Origin of the sequence: Nocardia altamirensis NBRC 108246, assembly GCF_001612685.1 — a bacterium.
Classification (GTDB): Bacteria; Actinomycetota; Actinomycetes; order Mycobacteriales; family Mycobacteriaceae; genus Nocardia; species Nocardia altamirensis.
This window is the reverse complement of sequence record NZ_BDAY01000010.1, coordinates 1-19,158: the sequence shown is the minus strand read 5'-3', so window position 1 is coordinate 19,158 and position 19,158 is coordinate 1. Positions and strand designations below refer to the sequence as shown.

The 19,158-nt window shown below is 66.0% G+C and carries 13 protein-coding genes; 5 read left to right on the top strand and 8 right to left on the bottom strand.

Annotated elements, in window-relative coordinates:
* Nucleotides 1-168 precede the first annotated feature (168 nt).
* Nucleotides 169-3,678, top strand: a complete 3,510-nt coding sequence (car, locus tag NA11_RS06310; protein WP_069160817.1) for a carboxylic acid reductase — start codon at nucleotides 169-171, stop codon at nucleotides 3,676-3,678.
* Nucleotides 3,679-3,724: 46 nt separating this feature from the next.
* Here car and NA11_RS06305 read toward each other — a convergent pair whose 3' ends face one another.
* A complete protein-coding gene (locus tag NA11_RS06305; protein WP_245745744.1) occupies nucleotides 3,725-4,915 on the bottom strand; it encodes a glycosyltransferase 87 family protein in 1,191 nt (396 codons plus the stop codon).
* A gap of 280 nt (nucleotides 4,916-5,195) precedes the next feature.
* On the opposite strand from NA11_RS06305, the gene NA11_RS06300 reads away from it, so the two are divergent.
* Nucleotides 5,196-6,104, top strand: a complete 909-nt coding sequence (locus tag NA11_RS06300) for a helix-turn-helix transcriptional regulator (RefSeq protein WP_069160815.1) — start codon at nucleotides 5,196-5,198, stop codon at nucleotides 6,102-6,104.
* Between the two features lie 6 nt (nucleotides 6,105-6,110).
* On the opposite strand, the gene NA11_RS06295 is transcribed toward NA11_RS06300, so the two are convergent.
* Together NA11_RS06295 and NA11_RS06290 are read right to left on the bottom strand one after the other, a co-directional pair.
* Nucleotides 6,111-7,832: an FAD-dependent oxidoreductase gene (locus NA11_RS06295; RefSeq protein WP_069160814.1), complete on the bottom strand. Its 1,722-nt coding sequence runs from the start codon at nucleotides 7,830-7,832 to the stop codon at nucleotides 6,111-6,113.
* Nucleotides 7,833-7,943: 111 nt separating this feature from the next.
* Nucleotides 7,944-8,873 carry an NAD-dependent epimerase/dehydratase family protein gene (locus NA11_RS06290; RefSeq protein WP_069160813.1) on the bottom strand — a complete coding sequence of 310 codons (930 nt, stop codon included), beginning with the start codon at nucleotides 8,871-8,873 and terminating at the stop codon, nucleotides 7,944-7,946.
* A gap of 168 nt (nucleotides 8,874-9,041) precedes the next feature.
* Here NA11_RS06290 and NA11_RS06285 point away from each other — a divergent pair, with 168 nt between their 5' ends.
* On the top strand, nucleotides 9,042-9,740 hold the full coding sequence (locus NA11_RS06285) for a TetR/AcrR family transcriptional regulator (RefSeq protein WP_069160812.1): 699 nt from the start codon (nucleotides 9,042-9,044) through the stop codon (nucleotides 9,738-9,740).
* An 89-nt stretch (nucleotides 9,741-9,829) separates the two neighbouring features.
* Here the strand turns inward: NA11_RS06285 and NA11_RS06280 are convergent, their stop codons facing one another.
* From NA11_RS06280 to NA11_RS06260, 5 genes are all read right to left on the bottom strand, one after another.
* A complete protein-coding gene (locus tag NA11_RS06280) occupies nucleotides 9,830-10,048 on the bottom strand; it encodes a hypothetical protein (RefSeq protein WP_069160811.1) in 219 nt (72 codons plus the stop codon).
* 7 nt (nucleotides 10,049-10,055) lie between these two features.
* A complete protein-coding gene (locus tag NA11_RS06275) occupies nucleotides 10,056-11,402 on the bottom strand; it encodes a glycoside hydrolase family 1 protein (protein ID WP_084654268.1) in 1,347 nt (448 codons plus the stop codon).
* 419 nt (nucleotides 11,403-11,821) lie between these two features.
* Nucleotides 11,822-12,754, bottom strand: a complete 933-nt coding sequence (locus tag NA11_RS06270) for a TIGR03621 family F420-dependent LLM class oxidoreductase (protein WP_084654222.1) — start codon at nucleotides 12,752-12,754, stop codon at nucleotides 11,822-11,824.
* 79 nt (nucleotides 12,755-12,833) lie between these two features.
* Nucleotides 12,834-15,140, bottom strand: coding sequence for an MMPL family transporter (locus NA11_RS06265; protein ID WP_069160809.1), 2,307 nt, complete (start codon nucleotides 15,138-15,140; stop codon nucleotides 12,834-12,836).
* A 184-nt stretch (nucleotides 15,141-15,324) separates the two neighbouring features.
* The gene (locus NA11_RS06260) at nucleotides 15,325-15,912 is read right to left on the bottom strand and encodes a nitroreductase/quinone reductase family protein (RefSeq protein ID WP_084654220.1); all 588 of its coding nucleotides are present in this window, start codon (nucleotides 15,910-15,912) and stop codon (nucleotides 15,325-15,327) included.
* A gap of 165 nt (nucleotides 15,913-16,077) precedes the next feature.
* On the opposite strand from NA11_RS06260, the gene NA11_RS06255 reads away from it, so the two are divergent.
* Both NA11_RS06255 and NA11_RS06250 read left to right on the top strand, forming a co-directional pair.
* Complete coding sequence (locus NA11_RS06255; RefSeq protein ID WP_069160808.1) at nucleotides 16,078-16,554, top strand: nitroreductase family deazaflavin-dependent oxidoreductase; 477 nt, start codon at nucleotides 16,078-16,080, stop codon at nucleotides 16,552-16,554.
* Nucleotides 16,555-16,616: 62 nt separating this feature from the next.
* A complete protein-coding gene (locus NA11_RS06250; protein ID WP_069160807.1) occupies nucleotides 16,617-18,896 on the top strand; it encodes a molybdopterin guanine dinucleotide-containing S/N-oxide reductase in 2,280 nt (759 codons plus the stop codon).
* Nucleotides 18,897-19,158: the final 262 nt, after the last annotated feature.

The window sequence follows — 19,158 nt, the reverse complement described above, 5'->3', positions numbered from 1 at the left end:
TACCGACAGCACCCGGATAGTTGCAATTGTCCGCATTATTACCTTGTAATGTGGCGGAGACCACCGCTTTTGTCGCTCGGCCCGTACCTTCACGGAAATGTTTAGGTAGGCTAATCTGTTTTTACAGCTGCAGGGCTTTTCCTCTTTGTAGACCAAGGGAGTTTTGCGATGGTGCTCGAGTCGAGAGATGAACGGCAGAGGCTGCGCCTCGCGCGCCTGCTGGCCGACGACGGGCAGATCAAGGCCGCGAAGCAGCTCGAGTCCGTCGCCTCGGCGATGCGGGAACCTGGCCTGCGGCTGGCGCAGATTGTCGCCACCGTGATGGAGGGCTACGCCGACCGCCCGGCTGTTGGACAGCGTGCCTTCGAGGTGGTCGCCGACGAGGCGACGGGACGTAAGTCCGTGCGCCTGCTGCCCGAGTACGAGACGGTGAGCTACGGCGAACTGTGGCAGCGGGTCGGCGCGGTCGCCTCGGCATGGCATCATGACGCCGAAAGGCCTTTGCGCGCAGGCGAGTTCGTCGCCGTTCTCGGGTTCACCAGCGTCGACTACGCCACGGTCGACCTGGCCGACATGGTGCTCGGCCTGGTCACGGTGCCGTTGCAGGCCAGCGCGTCGTTACCGCAGCTGGGCGCGATCGTCGCCGAAACGGCGCCACGCGTACTCGCTACGACACCGGAACATCTGGCGACCGCCGTCGACATGCTGCTGGCGGGAGCCTCGCCCGACCGCCTGGTGGTGTTCGACTACCACTCCGAGGACGACGGTCAGCGCGAAGCCTTCGAAGCCGCAGAGCGACGCCTTGCCGACGAAGGCAGCGATGTGACCATCGAAACGCTCGACGCGGTACGCGAGCGGGGCAGCGCGCTGGCCCCCGCGCCGCTTTTCGTTCCGGAACCCGACGACGACCCGCTCGCGCTGCTCATCTACACCTCGGGCAGCACAGGCACGCCCAAGGGTGCCATGTACACCGAGCGCCTGGCGGCGTCGATGTGGCTCAGCGCGCCGCTGCAGACCGTCGCCATCAATCTCAACTACATGCCGATGAGTCACATCGCCGGACGCGTCGCGCTGTTGGGCGTGCTCGCTCGCGGCGGCACCTCGTATTTCGCGGCCAAGAGCGATATGTCGACGCTGTTTCAGGACATCGCGATCGTGCGGCCGACCGAACTGTTCTTCGTTCCGCGGGTGTGCGACATGATCTTTCAGCGCTACCAGAGTGAGATGACGCGGCGCTCCGGTGCAGGCGTAGACCGGGACGCGCTCGACGAGGAAGTGAAAGTCGAACTGCGGGAACGCCTTCTGGGTGGCCGGTTCCTCGGTGTGCTCGTCGGCAGTGCGCCGATCGCCGCCGAGATGAAGACCTTCATCGAATCCGTCCTCGACCTGACGCTGCACGACGGCTACGGCTCGACCGAGGCGGGCCCAGGCATCGTGCTCGACAACCGGATGCAGCGGCCGCCGGTCATCGACTACAAGCTGGTCGACGTCCCTGAGCTCGGCTACTTCCGCACCGACCAGCCGTACCCGCGCGGTGAGCTGCTGGTGAAGTCGTCCACCATGATTCCCGGGTACTACCGGCGGCCGGAGGTCACCGCCGAGGTATTCGACGAGGACGGCTTCTACAAGACCGGCGATATCGTCGCCGAACTCGGGCCCGATCAGGTGGAGTACGTCGATCGGCGCAACAACGTCTTGAAGCTGTCGCAAGGTGAGTTCGTCACCGTCGCGCATTTGGAGGCGGTGTTCGCCAGTAGCCCGCTGATCCGGCAGATCTACATCTACGGCAACAGCGAGCGTTCCTACCTGCTCGCGGTGATCGTGCCGACCGAGGACGCACTGCGCGGCGGTGACCTGATGGCGTTGCGAACGGCGCTGTCGGAATCGATTCAGCAGATCGCGAAGGATGCCGAGCTGCATCCGTACGAGATTCCCCGCGACTTCCTGATCGATACCGAGCCGTTCACCGTCGAGAACGGGCTGCTCTCCGGTATCGCAAAGCTGTTGCGGCCCAGGCTGAAGGAGCACTACGGCGACCGCCTGGAACGGATGTATTCCGAGCACGCCAGTAGTCAAGCCGATGGCATGCTGGCTCTGTACAAGGAAGCTGCCGTGCGTCCGGTACTCGAAACGGTCTGTCGCGCAGCGCAAGCGATGCTCGGCGTCGCGGCGGACGACGTGCGCCCGGATATGCAATTCACCGACCTCGGCGGCGACTCCTTGTCCGCGCTGGCGTATTCGAATCTGTTGCACGAGCTCTTCGGCGTCGAGGTGCCGGTCGGTGTGGTCATCAGCCCGGCGAACGATCTGCGCGATCTCGCGGACTATATCGAGGCGGAACGGAATTCGGGCTCGAAGCGGCCGAGCTTCTCCTCGGTGCACGGCGCGGGGGCCGAGGTCACGGCGGCAGATCTCACGTTGGACAAGTTCATCGATGCGAAGACGCTCGCCGCTGCTCCCGGCATTCCGCGCGCGCCAGTTCGCGCCAAGACGGTGCTGCTGACCGGCGCCAACGGTTACCTCGGTCGCTTCCTGTGCCTGGAATGGCTGGAGCGCCTTGCTGATTCGGGCGGCACGGTGATCTGTCTCGTGCGCGGCAGCGACGCGGCCGCGGCACGCAAACGGCTCGATGCCGCGTTCGACAGTGGGGATCCGGCGCTGGTCGAGCACTATCAGGAGCTGGCGGCCGCTCACCTCGAGGTGCTCGCGGGCGATATCGGTGACCCGGATCTCGGGCTGGACGAGCGCACGTGGCGGCGGCTCGCCGACACCGTCGACCTGATCGTGCATCCTGCCGCGTTGGTCAACCACCTGCTGCCGTACAGCCAACTGTTCGGCCCGAATGTCGTTGGTACCGCGGAGATCATCCGCCTGGCCATCACCGGGCAGCGTAAGCCGGTCACCTACCTGTCCACGGTTGCCGTTGCGGCGCAGATCGACCCGGCGCGCTTCGAAGAGGACGCCGATGTCCGAGTGATGAGCTCGGTGCGCGTCGTCGAAGACAGCTATGCGAACGGCTACGGCAACAGCAAGTGGGCGGGGGAGGTCCTGCTCCGCGAGGCCAACGACCTGTGCGGCTTGCCGGTCGCGGTGTTCCGTTCGGACATGATCCTGGCGCACCGCAAGTACGCGGGCCAGCTCAATGTCCCCGACGTGTTCACCCGTTTGGTGCTCAGCCTGGTCGCCACCGGCATCGCGCCGTTCTCCTTCTACCAGACCGGCACGGACGGAAGTCGGCAGCGGGCCCATTACGACGGGCTCCCCGTGGATTTCGTCGCCGAGTCGATCGCCGCACTCGGTGCGCAAGCCACGGAGGGCTTCCGGACCTATGACGTGCTGAACCCACACGACGACGACATCTCGCTCGACACGTTCGTCGACTGGCTCATCGAGTCCGGGCATCCGATCCAGCGGATCGGCGACTACGCCGAGTGGTTCCGCCGTTTCGAGACCGCGATCCGCGCCCTCCCGGAAAAGCAACGCCATGCCTCGGTGCTGCCGTTGCTGGACGCCTACCGCTCCGTGCGCCCGGCCGTCGCAGGCGCGCTGATGCCTGCCGAGAAGTACGCGGCAGCGGTGCAGGACGCGAATATCGGCCCCGAGCACGACATTCCGCATCTGAACTCGGCGCTGATCGATAAGTACGTGAGCGATCTGGAACTGCTGCAGCTGCTGTGAGTATTCGACAGGGAGTGGCCACGGTCTTCGCTCCGTGGCCACTCTGTCATACCGCCGCAGGCACGTCCTCGGGGACGGTGGGGCAGCCGCTCCGGCGCCGCACCAGCAACGCGATCGCCCCGGCCAGCACCACGGCATAGATAATGACGAAGCTGTTGATCAGTACCTGAGCGAACGTCCACCACGGTGGAAACAGGAACAGCCCGACGACAACGTAATCCGGGTCGTACTCCCACGTCCACGCGCCGATGGCGGCCCAGAGCAGTGCGGCGGCGATCCACCACTGCCACCGCGTCTGCGCGTGATGCACCAGATAGACGAGCAGCGGGACGAACCACACCCAGTGGTGATCCCAGGAGAACGGCGACACCGCGCAGGCGGTGAGGCCGGCGAGCGTCACGGCAAGCAGTCGTTCGCCCCGCTGGTACAGACCCGAGGCGACCCACAGGCCGGCAACGGCGACCAGGCCCGCGATGAGCAGCCACAGCCACACCGGCGCGGGTTTGTGCGTCAGGTGCGCGATCGCGCCCCGCAGCGACTGGTTCGACGGATGCGTATCGTCGCCGATCCGCGTGGACTGGAAGAACGTCGACGTCCAGTACTTGCGCGAGTCCTCGGGCAGCACGAGCCAGGCGAGGGCGACGGACGCAACGAAGACCACCGCCGCCGTGCCCGCCGCCCGCCATTGCCGCAGGAAGACGAACTGCGCGATGAAGAAGGCAGGAACGAGCTTGATGCCTGCGCCGAGGCCGACTCCGATGCCACGGAGCGTGCTCCGGTCGGCGCGAGCGAAGTCCCACAGCACCAGCAGCATCAGCACCAGGTTGATCTGCCCGTAGAAGAGCGTGGTGCGGACCGGCTCGATGAACGCGCAGGTGCTCGCCAGCAGCGCGCTGACGACGGCGAGCCTGGCGTTGAGCCGGTAGCCGAGCAGTCGAAAGCTCAACAGGACGCACGCGAACAGCACCGTCAGGTTGAACACCATCCAGGTGTTGGTGACGTATGCCCATGGGATCAGGACGATCGGCAGGAACGCGATCGTCGAGAACGGTGTGTAGGTGTACAGCAGGCCCAATACGGTCGGTTCGGTGTAGAGCGGTTCACCGTGCAGGATGCGCCAGGCGCCATCGCGATACACGTGCACGTCGAGCCCGCCTGCCAGGAATCCGGCGCGGTCCAACCACGGGTCGACCGTGGTGAACAGCAGGATCACTGCCAGTACAGCGCTTGCGGTCAAGATGAAAAGCGTTGGGCCCGTGCGTGGAAAGTCCAGCTGCCGGGATTTGCGCACAAGTGATCAACATACCGAATAACTGGTTCGGAGCATGCCCCGAGGGTTGGGGGCACCCGGTGCGGTCCCTGAATCATGGCCGCTAGCAGGCGTTTTTCAGTCCGAGCGTACCGTCGTGACCCGGCGCGTCGGGCCGGGACAATGGAGTCGGTGTGCCGGGGCGCCGCCGTAAAACGGGTACTGGCAATACCTGGATACCGCTAGCGGTTTCGGGCACGATCATGGGATGACCGATGTGCTGGATGTGCGGGCGGTGCGCAAGGCGCGCCGCGCGGAGTTGGGGGCCTTCCTGAAATCGCGGCGGGCGAAGATCTCGCCGGACGATGTCGGGCTGCCGCCGGGGCCGCGCAGACGGACGCCAGGCCTGCGGCGCGAGGAAGTCGCACAGCTGTCCGGTATCGGGGTCACCTGGTACACCTGGCTCGAGCAGGGCCGCCCGATCAATGTCAGCGTGCAGGTGCTCGACGCGGTGGCAAGGACGCTCGCGCTGGACGAGGCCGAGCGTGGGCATCTCTACCGGCTCGCCGAAGTGCCGACAGTGCCTGCGCCGCACGCGAACAGCGCGCTGCCCGAAGAGTTGCAGGTCATTCTCGATCATTTGGAACCGCTGCCTGCGGCGGTGCTGAGCGCACGGTACGACGTGCTGGCATACAACGTGCCGTACCAGTCGCTCTGCCCGGCCTTCCTGACTGCCGAGCGCAATGTGGCGCGCCGGGTGTTCCTCATGCCGCAGTGCTGCAACACCTACAAGCACAGCTGGGACGACCTGCGCCGCATGGTCGCCTACCTGCGCGGGGCGTACGCGAAGAATCTCGACGATCCGAGCTGGCAGCAGTTCATCGACGAATTGTGTTCCGAGAGCGCTGACTTCGCCGCACTGTGGGCGCGCAACGATGTCGCGGTGCCGGCCAGCCGGGTGAAGACCCTGCGCCATCTCGCCGTCGGTGACCTGGAAATGTACGTCACCAGCATGTCGCTGCCCGTCGTCGCGGGTGCGTGGGTCCAGATCTACACGCCGACCGACGAAACCCAATGGGCCAAGCTCAGGGAACTACTCGCGATGAGCCGCGAACAACGGCAGGCGGCCTGGAGCGATCACCAGGAAAGGCACCACCCGGAGGCCGCGGCGGTGTGACGGCGCTCAGCCCGCGGCGGGCGTCTCCCTGATCTCCACGATCGGAAGCACGAGCGCCGCAGGCGAACTCGCGGGCACCATCGGCTGGGTCGGTGCCACCGGCGCAATCCGCTGATAGCCTGCGCCGAGCTCGGGCCTGGTATCCACCTCGCCCTTGTTCGGCCAGAACGCGGCGGCGCGCTCGGCCTGGGCGGTGATGGTCAGCGACGGGTTCACACCGAGGTTCGCCGACACCGCGGCACCGTCGACGACGCTGAGCGTCGGGTAGCCGAAAACGCGGTGGTAGCCGTCGATTACGCCGTGCTCCGCGTCGGCGCCGATCACCGCGCCACCGAGGAAGTGCGCGGTGAGCGGGATATTGAAGATCTCGCCCCAGCTGCCGCCCGCGATGCCGCCGATCTTGGTGGCCACCCGCCGCGTCACGTCGTTGCCGACCGGGATCCAGGTCGGATTCGGTTCGCCGTGGCCCTGTTTGGAGGTCAACTTGCGGCCGAAGAGCCCACGTTTGGTGTAGGTGGTGATCGAATTGTCGAGGTGCTGCATGACCAGCGAGATGATGGTGCGCTCGCTCCAGTCCTTGGTGCTCATGAAGCGAAACAGATCCATCGGGCGGCGCAGCACCAGGCCGAGGAACCGCAGCCAGCGCGGCAGCCGCCCGCCGCCGTCCACCATCAGCGTCTGCAGCAGGCCCATGGCGTTGGAGCCCTTGCCGTAGCGGACCGGCTCGACGTGGGTGTCCGGCGTGGGGTGGATGGACGAGGTGATCGCGACGCCCTTGGTGAAATCGACACCGGGCGTAACCTTTTGGGTGGCCGCGCCGACGATCGACTCGGAGTTGGTTCGGGTCAGCTGGCCGAGCTTGGGCGAGAGATTCGGCAGTGCGCCCTTGTCGCGCATGGCGAACAGCAGCTGCTGGGTGCCCCTGGTGCCCGCAGCGAGCACGACATGTGCGGCGGTGTAAGTGTGCGGACGCTTGCGCACCCACGCGCCGGTGCGCGCGGTGGACACGTCCCATGTGCCGTCCGGGTGTGGCCGGACGTCGGTCACCGTGGTCATCGGAATGACCTGTGCGCCCGCCTTTTCCGCGAGATAGAGGTAGTTCTTCACCAGCGTGTTCTTGGCGCCGAACTTGCAGCCGACCATGCAGTCGCCGCATTCGAGGCAGCCGGTGCGCTCGGGGCCGACGCCGCCGAAGTACGGGTCGGGCACGGTCTTTCCCGGTTCGCCGAAGAACACGCCGACCGGCGTCTGGACGAACGTGTCGCCGACGCCGAGGTCGTCGGCGACCTGCTTGAACACCTCGTCGGCAGGAGTCATGTGCGGGTTGCGCACCACGCCGAGCATCCGTTGCGCGCGTTCGTAATACGGCGCGAGCTCGGTCTGCCAGTCGGTGATGTCGCGCCACTGCGCGTCGCGGAAGAACGGCTCCGGCGGCACGTACAGCGTGTTGGCGTAGTTCAGCGAGCCGCCGCCGACTCCGGCGCCGCCGAGGATGAGGACGTCGCGCAGCAAGTGGATGCGTTGGATGCCGTAGCAACCGAGCTTGGGCGCCCAGAGGAACTTCTTCAGGTCCCAGCTGGTCTTGGGCAGCTCGTCGTCGGCGAATCGTTGACCGGCCTCGAGCACGCCGACCTTGTAGCCCTTCTCCACCAGCCGGAGGGCGCTCACGCTGCCGCCGAAGCCGGAGCCGACGATGAGTACGTCGAAATCGGTCGCCCGCTGGTCCATAGGGAACTCCTCGATTGCGTCGCCAGTGACTCAGCCAACACTACTACCGAGTAGGTTGTGCGCTGAACGAGGGCGACGCGGCGCGGTTTGTTCCCGTCGCCAATGTCGCCGTCAGGGCTGGGTCCGCCACCAGGCGGCAGTGGCCGCGACGGCCTCGTCGATCGGCGTCGGGTGCAGGCCGAGCTTGCGCTCGCTGTCGGTGGAGTCGAGCACGAGCGGCTGCGCGAGCTGGTGCCCGAGTTCGGCGAGCTCGCGGACGAGCTCGCTGGTGAGGCCGATCAGGCGCATCATCCAGATCGGAATGGCTGTGATCTTGGGCGCTGGCGCGCCTGCGGCCTGCGCGATGGCCGTCATCAGCTGGCGCTGGGTGATCGCGGGCGCGGTCGGTGCGTGCAGCACGCTGTTCCATACGGACTTGTCGGCGGCCGCGCTGATCATTGCGGCGGCGAGGTCGGGGATGTAGGTGAACGAATGCGGGAGGTCGACCTTGCCGAAGGCGGTGACCCGCTTGCCTGCGAGGATCGGCCTGATCGTCTGCTCGCCAACGAGCGATGACCGGACGTAGGGCCCGATGAAGTCGGCGGCGACCACACTGACCGTCGGGGTCGCGTGTGCGGCACGGGCGCGCAGCAGCTGTTCGCGTACCGCGCCCTTGCCGGAACGGCCGGTGCGGGGCGAGGTTTCGGTCAGTGGGCCGTCGGTCGGGCCGTAGGAATAGAGGCTCTCGGGGAAAACCACTACGGCGCCTGCCTTTCCGGCCTCGTCCATGACGGCCTGCTCGGCGCCGGGGAGTTCGGCGGCCCAGACTTTCGCCGAATACTTGGAGCCGTGGATGCAGTGGAAGACCGCGACGGCACCGTCGAACTGGCCCGAAAGCTTTTCCGGCTGAGCGACATCCACGCTGCGGAGCTCGATGAGCGGGTGTGCGGGGCCGCGACCGGAGCGGGTGAGGACCCGCACCTGCTTGCCCGATGCCGCCAACTGCTCGGCAATCGTGGTGCCGACCGGTCCGGCGCCGGAGACGATGTACAGCTCAGACATGAGTGGATCCTTCCGCAGGGGCGGGTTGTCGCCCGAGGTGCGAGACGCTTTTGCATTGAGAGAGCAATGCTCTCTGATGGGTACGAGCATGCGGCACGGCCGCGGCAGTGTCAAGAGCAGTGCTCACTGTTGTTGACAATGCTCTCTGAATATTGCACGGTAGGGGCTATGCCGACGACTCCACGCGCCCGAGCGCGGGCCCAGACGATGAACGACATAGTCCGCATTGGCCGCGAGCATCTGGCCACTCAGGGTGCTGCGTCGTTGTCGCTGCGCGCGGTCGCGCGTGACCTCGGTGTGGTCTCGTCAGCGGTCTACCGATACGTCAGCAGTCGCGACGAACTGCTCACTCTGCTGGTGGTGGACGGCTACAACGCGCTCGGCGACGAAGTCGATGCCGCGCTCGCGACCGCACCCGACGATCCGATCGAGCAGTTGCGGGTGCTGTGCCGCACCGTGCGGCGCTGGGCGCAAGCCGAGCCCGCGCGGTATGGGTTGCTTTACGGCACACCGGTACCCGGATACGACGCGCCCGCCGACGAGACCACGACGGCGGGCATCAGGGTGATCGTCGCCATGCAGGGCCTGTTCGCGCGCGCGTATGCGGCGGGTCAGCTCACGGCTCCATCGTCGGAACCGCACGTAACGGGCACTCTCGCAGCCGATTTCGCCAGGATCCGGGAGGAATTCCAGCTGGAACTGCCGGACTGGCTGTACGCCCGCGGGGTGACGTTCTGGGTCAGCGTGTTCGGCGCGGTGAGTGCGGATCTCTTCGATGTGTACGGCCCCGGCACGTTCAACGATCGCGACGAGCTGTTCGAGCATCAGCTCGACGGACTGCTGGAGATGCTGGGCTATCGGCGCTGAGCGCTTAATACGCTTGGGGCGTCCACGTTTTCGAATCCGCAGTCGCCTTGGACCGGCCACCGCTTCGCTGCAACTGACCACCGGGGGTTTCAGGAGGAGTCTTCGTTGCTCGATCGGTCGCCGAGGAAATGCAGGAGGGCCGGGTCTGTCGAGGTGAGGCGGTCGACCTCCTGGCCGCCGGTGCATTCATAGAGCCCGATCGTCACTCCGCCTGGACCGCGCGACAGGACCCGCCAGATCGCGCCCGAGTCCTGCCACCGCTGCAGAATCGCTGCGGCGCCGGGTGTTTCGTGCGGCGTGCCGGACATGATCGGATCAGCGGGGGACGGCGACCGGGTCAGTGCAGCTGGCTGCCGCGTCGACGAGCGAGCACCACGCGGGTGCGCGGGTCGGCCGGTAGTCGGGGGCGACGCCGCCGGCTCCGGTGATCGCGGTGTACGCGGCGACCGCGTCCGTAGGCTTGCGCGTCAGCGTGGGATCGGTCAGTGCGTCGACCGTGTAGAGACCGAAACGGGGTGCGTAGGAACCCCATTCGTAGTTGTCGGTAAGGCTCCAGTAGTTGTAGCCGATGACGTTCATCCCGTCCGCCTTGGCCCGTTGCAGCCAGTAGATCGTGTCGCGCAAGTTGTCGGCGCGGGTGTAGCCGTCCGCGCGCGGCAATCCGTTCTCCGTCGGCATACCGTTTTCGACGATGTAGAGCGGGAGGGTGGGGTAGCGGCGGGCATAGTTCTGCAGCGCGTAGTAGATGCCCTCCGGTTGCAGCGGTTGCCGCCAGAGTCGCTCGAAGTCCGGAAGCCCGCCGGTCAGCAGGGATTCGGGGGAGAGTCCGTAGTAGTAGTCGATGCCGATGTAGTCCAGCTTCCCGGCGAGCTTGTCGAGGAACGGCTTGTCGATCTGGTCGTCGCCCGCAGGGAGGAAGGCGACGTTGCTCGTGATCATCGCGCCGGGTTGCACGCCGTGGATGTAGTCGTAGATGCCGTTGTGCGCCTGCGCGATTCGATCCTGCATGGTTGGCGCCATGGCAGGGGAGAGGCCGCCCTTGCGCAGTTCGTTGACGATGTAGAACAACGGCTCGTTGAAGGTGACCCACAACGGGTTTCGCGCGGCATATCGATCCACGACCACGCGCGCGTTGGCCAACCAGTCTTCGACGATGCCCGGATTGGCCCAGCCGCCGCGATCGACCTCCCAGCCCGGATACACCCAGTGGTCGAGGGTCAACATCGGGCGCATGCCTGCCGCGGTGATCGCGTCGATGACATCGTCGTAGAACCGCAGGCCGGTCTCGTCCCACCCGCCGGGACTCGGCTGCACCCGCGCCCATTCGATGCCGATGCGATAGACCTTGACCCCGAGCTGCGCCGCGAGCGCGATATCCGAGCGGTATCGGGTATGGAAGTCGATCGAATTGTCGTACGGTTCAGGGGTTTTGCCGCTCGCGGCGTAGCGCGACCAGTTGCTGTCCGGCGCGTCGCCCTCCGACTGGAATCCCGATGCGGCGACGCCCCAGAGGAAGTCCGACCCCAGCGGCGCCACCTGCGCGGGCGGTTCCGGACGGGCCGCGGTGGTAGCTGTGGCGCCGAGGGTGCACACCGCGGAGGTGGCGGCCAGCATGGCGAGGAAGCGGTAGCGGCGGTGTGATCGCACAGAACGTGATCGCATCGAACTCCTGTCCACGGTGACCATCGGGCTCGTGAGGACGCGTGCTGGGCTGTTGTTCGGGCCAGCGTAGCTGGTCGAGTGCCCGACTCAGTCGATATTCGTTGGCGATCCGCCCAACCGCGTCCGGTTGTGGGGGAGCGGTGGTCTGGCGTTGGCGCCAAAGGGGCTGGGGGAGAGGAGAAGTAGGGCCGGGTGGTTCAGGGGGGCAGTGGCGAGCGATGAACTGGTATTTGCCTCATTCGATGCCACCAGAAGCAGAGCGTATTAGTCCGGATATTACATCTGGATACGTAGATATGCGCATCTACACATATAATCGCCCTCAATTGGACCACCCCCACAAATCACCTCCCGCAATATCCTCACGCCACAGCCCACCCACCTGCACAGAGGAGAGGGGGTGGGCTGTGCGCTCGGTATCAAGACTCGGAGAGGGCGTCGAGGAGTTGGGCACCTGCCGCGCGGAACGGTGCACGCATGATGAACCGGTCGAAACCCCAGCGCTTTTGGTGCCCGCGCAGTTCGTCGACCAGCTCGTCGACCGTTCCGATCAACACGTACGGTGCGGCGAGCAGCTCGGCGACATCGGTGGTCGGGATGTCCTCGGCGAACCTGGCACACGCGGCTTCGGCATCGTCGGTGATCTCCACGTGCTGCACGAGCGCCTCGAAGGCGGGTGTCCGTCCGGCCTGTGCCGCGGTGGCGCGAACCAGCTTGACTTGCGCGTCGACGTCCGCACGGCGCCAGCGGGTTTCATGCTGGTGGCCGTCGGGCAGGGTTCGCCCGAGTCCGGAGAATCCGACGATGTCCGCGTTGGCCGCGGCGTACCGGAGGACTCGGTTTCCGCTGCCGCCCACCAAGAGTGGGATCGGTTCCTGTACCGGGCGGGGCTTCGCCAGGAAGGCGTCCTGCAGTCGCACATGATCGCCCGTGTAGGTCACGGTGTCGCCGGCGAGCAACCGCCGGGTGGTGTCGGTGACCTCGACCATCCGGTCCACCCGCGCCGCCGCTGACGGGTGCTCGCGGCCCTGCATGGTCCATTCGGCGGGGGTGTGGCCTGCGCCGATCCCGAACAGGGCGCGCCCGTGCGAGACGAGGTCGAGGGTGGCGACCTCGCCGGCGAGGAGGAACGGTTCCCACATTCCGGAGTTCACCACGTTGGTGCCGAGCCGGATGGTCGCGGTCGCGGTCGCGGCGGCGGCGAGCGCGACGAACGGGGAGACGAACGACCCGGGATGGTCCGGGACCATCAGCGCATCGAATCCGTCTGCCTCGCAGCGGCGGGCGAAATCCGCCCAGGTATCCACCGCGACCACATCGGCGGCCATCGAGAACTTGATCGAATCGTTCATGTTCGACCTCCCTTCGAGCCGCCAACGCTAGTTCGCGTGGGTGGGCGGCGTAAGGGAGTCCGCTACAAGCAGATTCGGGTCACCGGTTGGCCTGTTCGGCGGCGATGATGGGGAGTTTGACGGTGACCGGATCGGTGATCGGCGTGGTCTCGACGAGGTCGGCCATGTTGAGTGTGGCGGGGTGTTCGTCGGCGAGGATGGGTTCGTTCATGCCGACGCGCTCGTGCAGGCGCTTCATCCACGCGGGCGCCCACCAGGAGTCGTCGCCGAGCAGTTTCATCACGGCGGGAACCAAGAGCATGCGCAGGATGGTGGCGTCGATGAACAGCGCGGCGATCATGCCGTAGGCGACGTACTGCATCATCACCAGATCGGAGAAGGCGAAAGCGCCGGTGACGACGAGCAGGATGAGCGCGGCCGCGGTGATGATGCGCCCGGTGTGCGCGGTGCCGATCCGGATGGCCTCGGTGGTTGTCGCGCCCTTGGCTCTGGCTTCGACCATGCGGGACAGCAGGAAGACCTCGTAGTCGGTGGACAGGCCGTAGATGATCGCGATGATCAACACGAGGACCGGTGCCGAGATCGGTTGCGGGGTGAAGTTGAGCAGTCCGGCGCCGTGACCGTCGACGAAGATCCAGGTGAGGATGCCGAGGGTGGAGCCGAGCCCGAGCGCGCTCATCAACGCGGCCTTGATCGGCAGTACCAGGGACCCGAAGGTGAGGAACATCAGCAGGGTGGTGAGCAGGAGAACCACCGCGACCATGAAGGGGATGCGGCCGAGAAGTCCGTCGATGGAATCCTTTTGGATCGCGGGCTGGCCGCCGACGAGCATCGTGACGTCGTCGGGGATGTCGATCGAGCGGAGATAGTCGATGGTCAGGTTGGGGTTCTGGCCTTCGACGAGGGTGGCTTCCGATCGATAGATGCCTGCGGTGTTCGGCGCAGGTGCCGGCGTCGGGACGGTGAACTCGCCCGGTTTGCCTTTGATCGCGCTGGCGAGTCCGGGTGCTTGATTCGCCTGTTTGAGAATGGCGCCGATGGCGGCGGTGTTCTCGGTGCGGAAGACCAATTGCACGGGATCGGATTTGCGCAGCGGGAAGGTTTCGTCGAATTCCTGTTGGGCGTGCCGGGTTTCGTTGTCGGGCGGGAGGTAGGTCTCGCTGAAGCCGCCGAAGGCGATGTTCTTGATCGGAATGATCAAAAGCAGTAGCAGGATGCAGATCGGGACGGCGATCCGCATCGGGTACTTCATCACCCAGCGGGTGGAGCGGCCCCAGAAGCCTTCCTCGACTTCTTCGGCGGTCTTGGTTTTGCGGAATCGGGTGATGCCGAGCATGTCTACCCGCGGGCCGAGGATGCTCAGGATTGCGGGCAGGACGGTGATCGCGGTGAGTGCGGCGAGGGTGACGGTCGCGATGGAGCCGTACGCCATGGATCGCAGAAAGCCCTGCGGGAACAGAAGCATGCCGCCGAGGCTGGCGATGATCATGGCTGCCGAGAAGACGACGGTGCGGCCTGCGGTCATTACGGTGCGGCGCACGGCGGTTCTGGTGTCGTAGCCTTCGGCGAGTTCTTCGCGGAATCGGCTGACGATAAAGAGACCGTAGTCGATGGCAAGCCCGAGGCCGATCAGCGTGACGACGCTGGAGACGAACGAATTGACCTCGGTGAATTCGGTGATCGTTCGGACGATTCCGTTGGCGCCCAGAATGGTGAGCCCGCCCATCAACAGCGGTAGTGCCGCGGCGACGAGGCCGCCGAAGATGAAGAAGAGCAGCACCGCGACGGCGGGCAGGGCCAGGATTTCCATCCGGTGCAGGTCGTCGTCGAGGGTGTCGTTGAGGGTGCCCGCGACCGGTTGGAGTCCGGCGACCTGGACGTCGACGCCGAGATCGGCGAGGCCTGGGACGGCGAAGACGCCCTTGACCTTCCGATAGTTGTTCACCATCTCGGTGTCGGTGTTGCCGCGGATGGCGATGGAGGCAAAGGCGCGGTTCTTGTCCGGCTTGCCGAAGAAGCTCGGGTTCGACTGGCCGGTCTTGGTCGGCCAGAATGCGCCGTTGACCTTCGCGATCTGGTCCGGGTATTGCTCGGGCAGGCGATTGAGGTTCTCGACGATCTTGGTGCTGCGCGCCGGATCGTCGAGGTTCACACCGGCGGGAAAGGTGTACATCACGATGACGTCGGAGCCGTGTTCGCGGCCGTACGCCGCGTCGGCCAGCTGTGCGGCCTTCGCCGATTCCGAGGTCGGATCGTCGAGACCGCTCGAACTGAGGTGTTCTTTCAGGTCGGCGCCGTACGCACCGAGTGCCAGGAGCGCGGCCCCGAGGAGGGCGACGACCAGAAAGCGGAATCGATGGACCAGGTCTCCCCAACGCGCGAACATCAGGCGGCCCTTTGTAAGTGTCGGCAGCACGGTCGGTTAGGGAGCGGCCTGGCGGCACCGTTCAACAAGAGGCTGCATCCTTCCGGTTTGTCGCGCTGATCTGCGCGCTATCCAACCTACCGGTGCAGCTGAGGAACTCCTGTGAATGCGGCTGCCGGGAAAAGTTGGGGCAGTGGGCGACGCCTCAGTGCGTCGCGAGTTCGATGACTATCGGATGTCCGGTGTCGAACCAATAGCGGTGCAGGTGTTGAATCTTGGCGCGGGTCGGGCGTCCGCGCCGATGGATTGCGCATTCGCCGTAGTCGAGCGGGACAACCGTTTCGCAGAGGATCGTACGCGCGATCACGAGCTCGGTCGAGTGGGTGATTTCGCGAGCGACTCCGTCGAATGTGCCGTCGGACAACCGGATTCGAATGTTGGGGTTGGCGAGGATGTTGAGCAGCCAGCCGGTGCGGGCACCGGGACGTTGCATCGCGACATGCGGCGGGAGCAGTTGGACGAGATAGGCCCGGTCGCCGCGGCGGATGACGCGGACACATTTGGGTCGCGGCTTGCCTGTCTTGCGTCCGGTTGTGGTGAGGATGCCGTAGCCCTTCGGCGTCTTGACCAGGAATGCGGGGCGCATGAGGGCGCTGAGGATGCCGCCGGAGCGGACGGTGCGGATCAGCAGCGTGTGGGTGCGGGCTTCGGTCTCGGCGGCGAGGCGGAGGTCGCGCAGGCGGGTGCTGTCCGGCGGCTCGGGTGTCGGTGGGCCGGTTGTCGAATCCCCCATGGGGCCATCATCCGGCACCTGCATGGGGTTGTGGGTCGATTTCGGGGGTGTTCCTGGCTGTCTCGACGCTGGATCGTTGTGTGCGACAGCGCCGTAGATGTGAGATCGCCCTCTGTGCGGCTTGTCGATTCGGGAGGTGGAAAGGAGACATGTCAGGATTTCCTGATGGTTTCGAATCCGCTGCCGCCGCTGGCCCGACGGCTCGCGCAACAGCGCTGGGTGATGCGAACGGCGCCGGTCGTGCTGCCGGTGGAGCGGACGATTCGGCGGTGGACCGGCGGCCGGATGGGTGTGCTGGATCTGGCCGGGCTGCCCTCGATCGAGATCACCGTCGCGGGCCGCAAGAGCGGGATTCCGCGGACGACGTCGCTGTTGTATGTGCCGCGTGGCGCGGATTTCTTGGTGATCGGCTCCAATTGGGGCAGTCCGAAGCATCCGGTGTGGTCGGCGAATCTGCGTGCTGCGAGCACTGCGACCGTTCAGCACAAGGGTGAGCAGTTCGAGGTGAGCGTCACCGAGGTAACCGGTGTCGATCGCAAGCGGGTGTGGGATCTGGCCGTGGAATTCTGGCCTGGCTACGAGATGGAGTACGAGCTGTCGGGTGGTCGGGAGTTCCGGATGTTCGAACTGCGTCGCCGCTGAACAGACTGGGCGGCTGGATCCTGGCTTGCCGGGGTGTCGGTCGGCGGGGTTACGGTGGGTAGATGACCACGCATCTGACGCATTGGGGTGCCTTCGAGGCGGACAGTGACGGTGACCGGCTGACCGCGGTCCGGCCATGGCGCGACGATCCGGAGCCGATGCGGCTGATCGAGAATGTGGCTTCGGCACAACATCATCCGACGCGCATCGATCAACCGTATGTGCGGCAGGGGTGGTTGGAACACGGGCCGGGAGCCGCGCGGCGTGGCAACGATCCGTTCGTACCGGTGTCGTGGGAGCAGGCGCTCGATCTGCTGGCCGGTGAGCTGGGGCGGGTGTATCGCGAGCACGGTGCGGAGTCGGTGTACGGCGGGTCCTACGGGTGGGCGAGCGCGGGCCGGTTCCATCATGCGCAGAGTCAGATGCATCGGTTCCTGAACTGTCTCGGCGGGTATGTGCACCACGTCAACAGCTACAGCCTCGGGGTTTCGCAGGTGCTGTTGCCGCATGTGATCGGCGAGCTCGGCTGGGTCATGCAGGCGGCCACGTCGAAATCGGTGCTGGCCGAGCATGCGGAGCTGGTGGTGGCGTTCGGCGGGTTGTCGCCGAAGAATGCGGCGGTGTCGCCGGGTGGGGTGTCGCGGCACAACGTGCGCGGGTGGATCGGGGCCGCGCGGGCGCGGGGGTGCCGATTCGTGTCGGTGACGCCGTTGCGTGACGACAGTCCGGCGGAGGCGCAGGCCGAGTGGCTCGCACCGCGGCCGGGCAGTGATTCGGCGTTGATGCTGGCGCTGGCGCAGGTGCTCGACGCGGAAGGGTTGGCGGACACCGGGTTTCTGGACAAGTACACGGTGGGCTACGACCGTTTCATGGACTATGTGCGTGGCACGACCGACGGCATCGTCAAGTCGCCGGAGTGGGCCGCGACGATCACCGGCCTTGCCGCCGAACGGATCCGGACGCTGGCGCGCGAAATGGCGGCGGCGCGAACGATGGTGACGGTCAGTTGGTCGTTGCAGCGCGCGCAGTACGGTGAACAGCCGCTATGGCTCGGTGTGGTGCTCGCGGCGATGCTCGGTCAAATCGGTTTGCCCGGTGGGGGATTCGGGCATGGTTACGGGTCGGCGGCGAGTCTCGGCGAGCCCGCGCGGTTGTTCTCGCCGCCACGACTTCCGCAGGGGCTCAATGGGGTCGACAAGTTCATTCCGGTCGCTCGGATCGCGGACATGCTGCTCAATCCGGGACAGCCGTTCGAATACAACGGGCAGCACCTCGTCTACCCCGACATCAAGCTGGTGTATTGGGCGGGCGGAAATCCGTTCCACCATCACCAGGATCTGGCCAGGTTGCGTGCGGCATTCGCGCGGCCCGACACGGTGGTGGTGCACGATCCGTTCTGGTCGGCGACTGCACGGCACGCGGACATCGTGCTGCCGTCGACGATGTCGATCGAACGCGACGACTTCGGTGCGGGGGAGAACGATCGGGTGTTCTTCGCGATGAAGGCGATAACCCGCCCGCACGGGCAGGCACGCGACGACTACGCCATCCTCGGCGAACTGGCCGACCGGCTCGGCATCGGCAAGGATTTCAGCGAGGGCCGCACCGTCGACGAGTGGTTGCGGCACCTGTACGAGGAGTGGCGGCTGCACCACTCCGGTCACGACCTGCCCGACTTCGATACGTTCTGGGCGAGCGAGCACATCGAACTTCCGGTGCCCGACCCAGATCAGGTGCTGGGCGCGGAGTTCCGTGCCGATCCCGAACGACACCCGCTCACCACCCCCAGCGGCAAGATCGAGATCTTCTCCGAAACCATCGACAGCTTCGGCTACGCCGAGTGCCCGGGCCACCCGGTGTGGTTGGAGCCGGAGGAATGGTTGGGCGGATCCGCCGCCGCCGAGTTCCCGCTGCAGCTGGTCGCCAACCAGCCCCGCACCAAGTTGCACAGTCAGCTCGACGTCGGCATTCACAGTCAATCAGCGAAAGTGGCTGGGCGCGAACCGGTTCGGTTGCACCCCGAGGACGCGGCAGCGCGCGGCCTGCGCGACGGCGACGTGGTACGCATCGTCAGCCGCCGCGGCAGCTGCCTGGCAGGCCTGATCGTCGACGACGGACTGCGCCAGGGAATCGCACAGCTCTCCACCGGAGCGTGGTACGACCCCGACCCCGCCAACCCCGCATTCTGCCGCCACGGCAACCCGAACGTCCTGACCCCCGACCGCCCGTCGTCGAGACTGGCCCAAGGCTGCACAGGCCAGCTGTCGCTGGTGGACGTTGAGCGGTATGAGGGTGCGGTGCCAGAACTGGCAGTCAACCGCCCGCCCGCGACGGCTTTGTAGGTAGTGCAACAGGTTACGTGCGACGACGTCGGTGAGCCGCAATCTGCTCTCGTCCCGTGGATCGGCGAGAGCCAGATGGTTGCCGCCCTCGTCTGTGGGGCCGACGCCGGTGATGCGACGACGCCGGTGAATCGACCTCTGCGCGGGTCCTCTGGATCGGCGGAAGCCAGATGGTTGCAGCCTTTGTTGGCGGGAGTCGGTTGATTGGGGGCCTCGTTTAGTGGTGTCGATTGATTGCGGGGCCTCGTTGACGGGAGAGAAA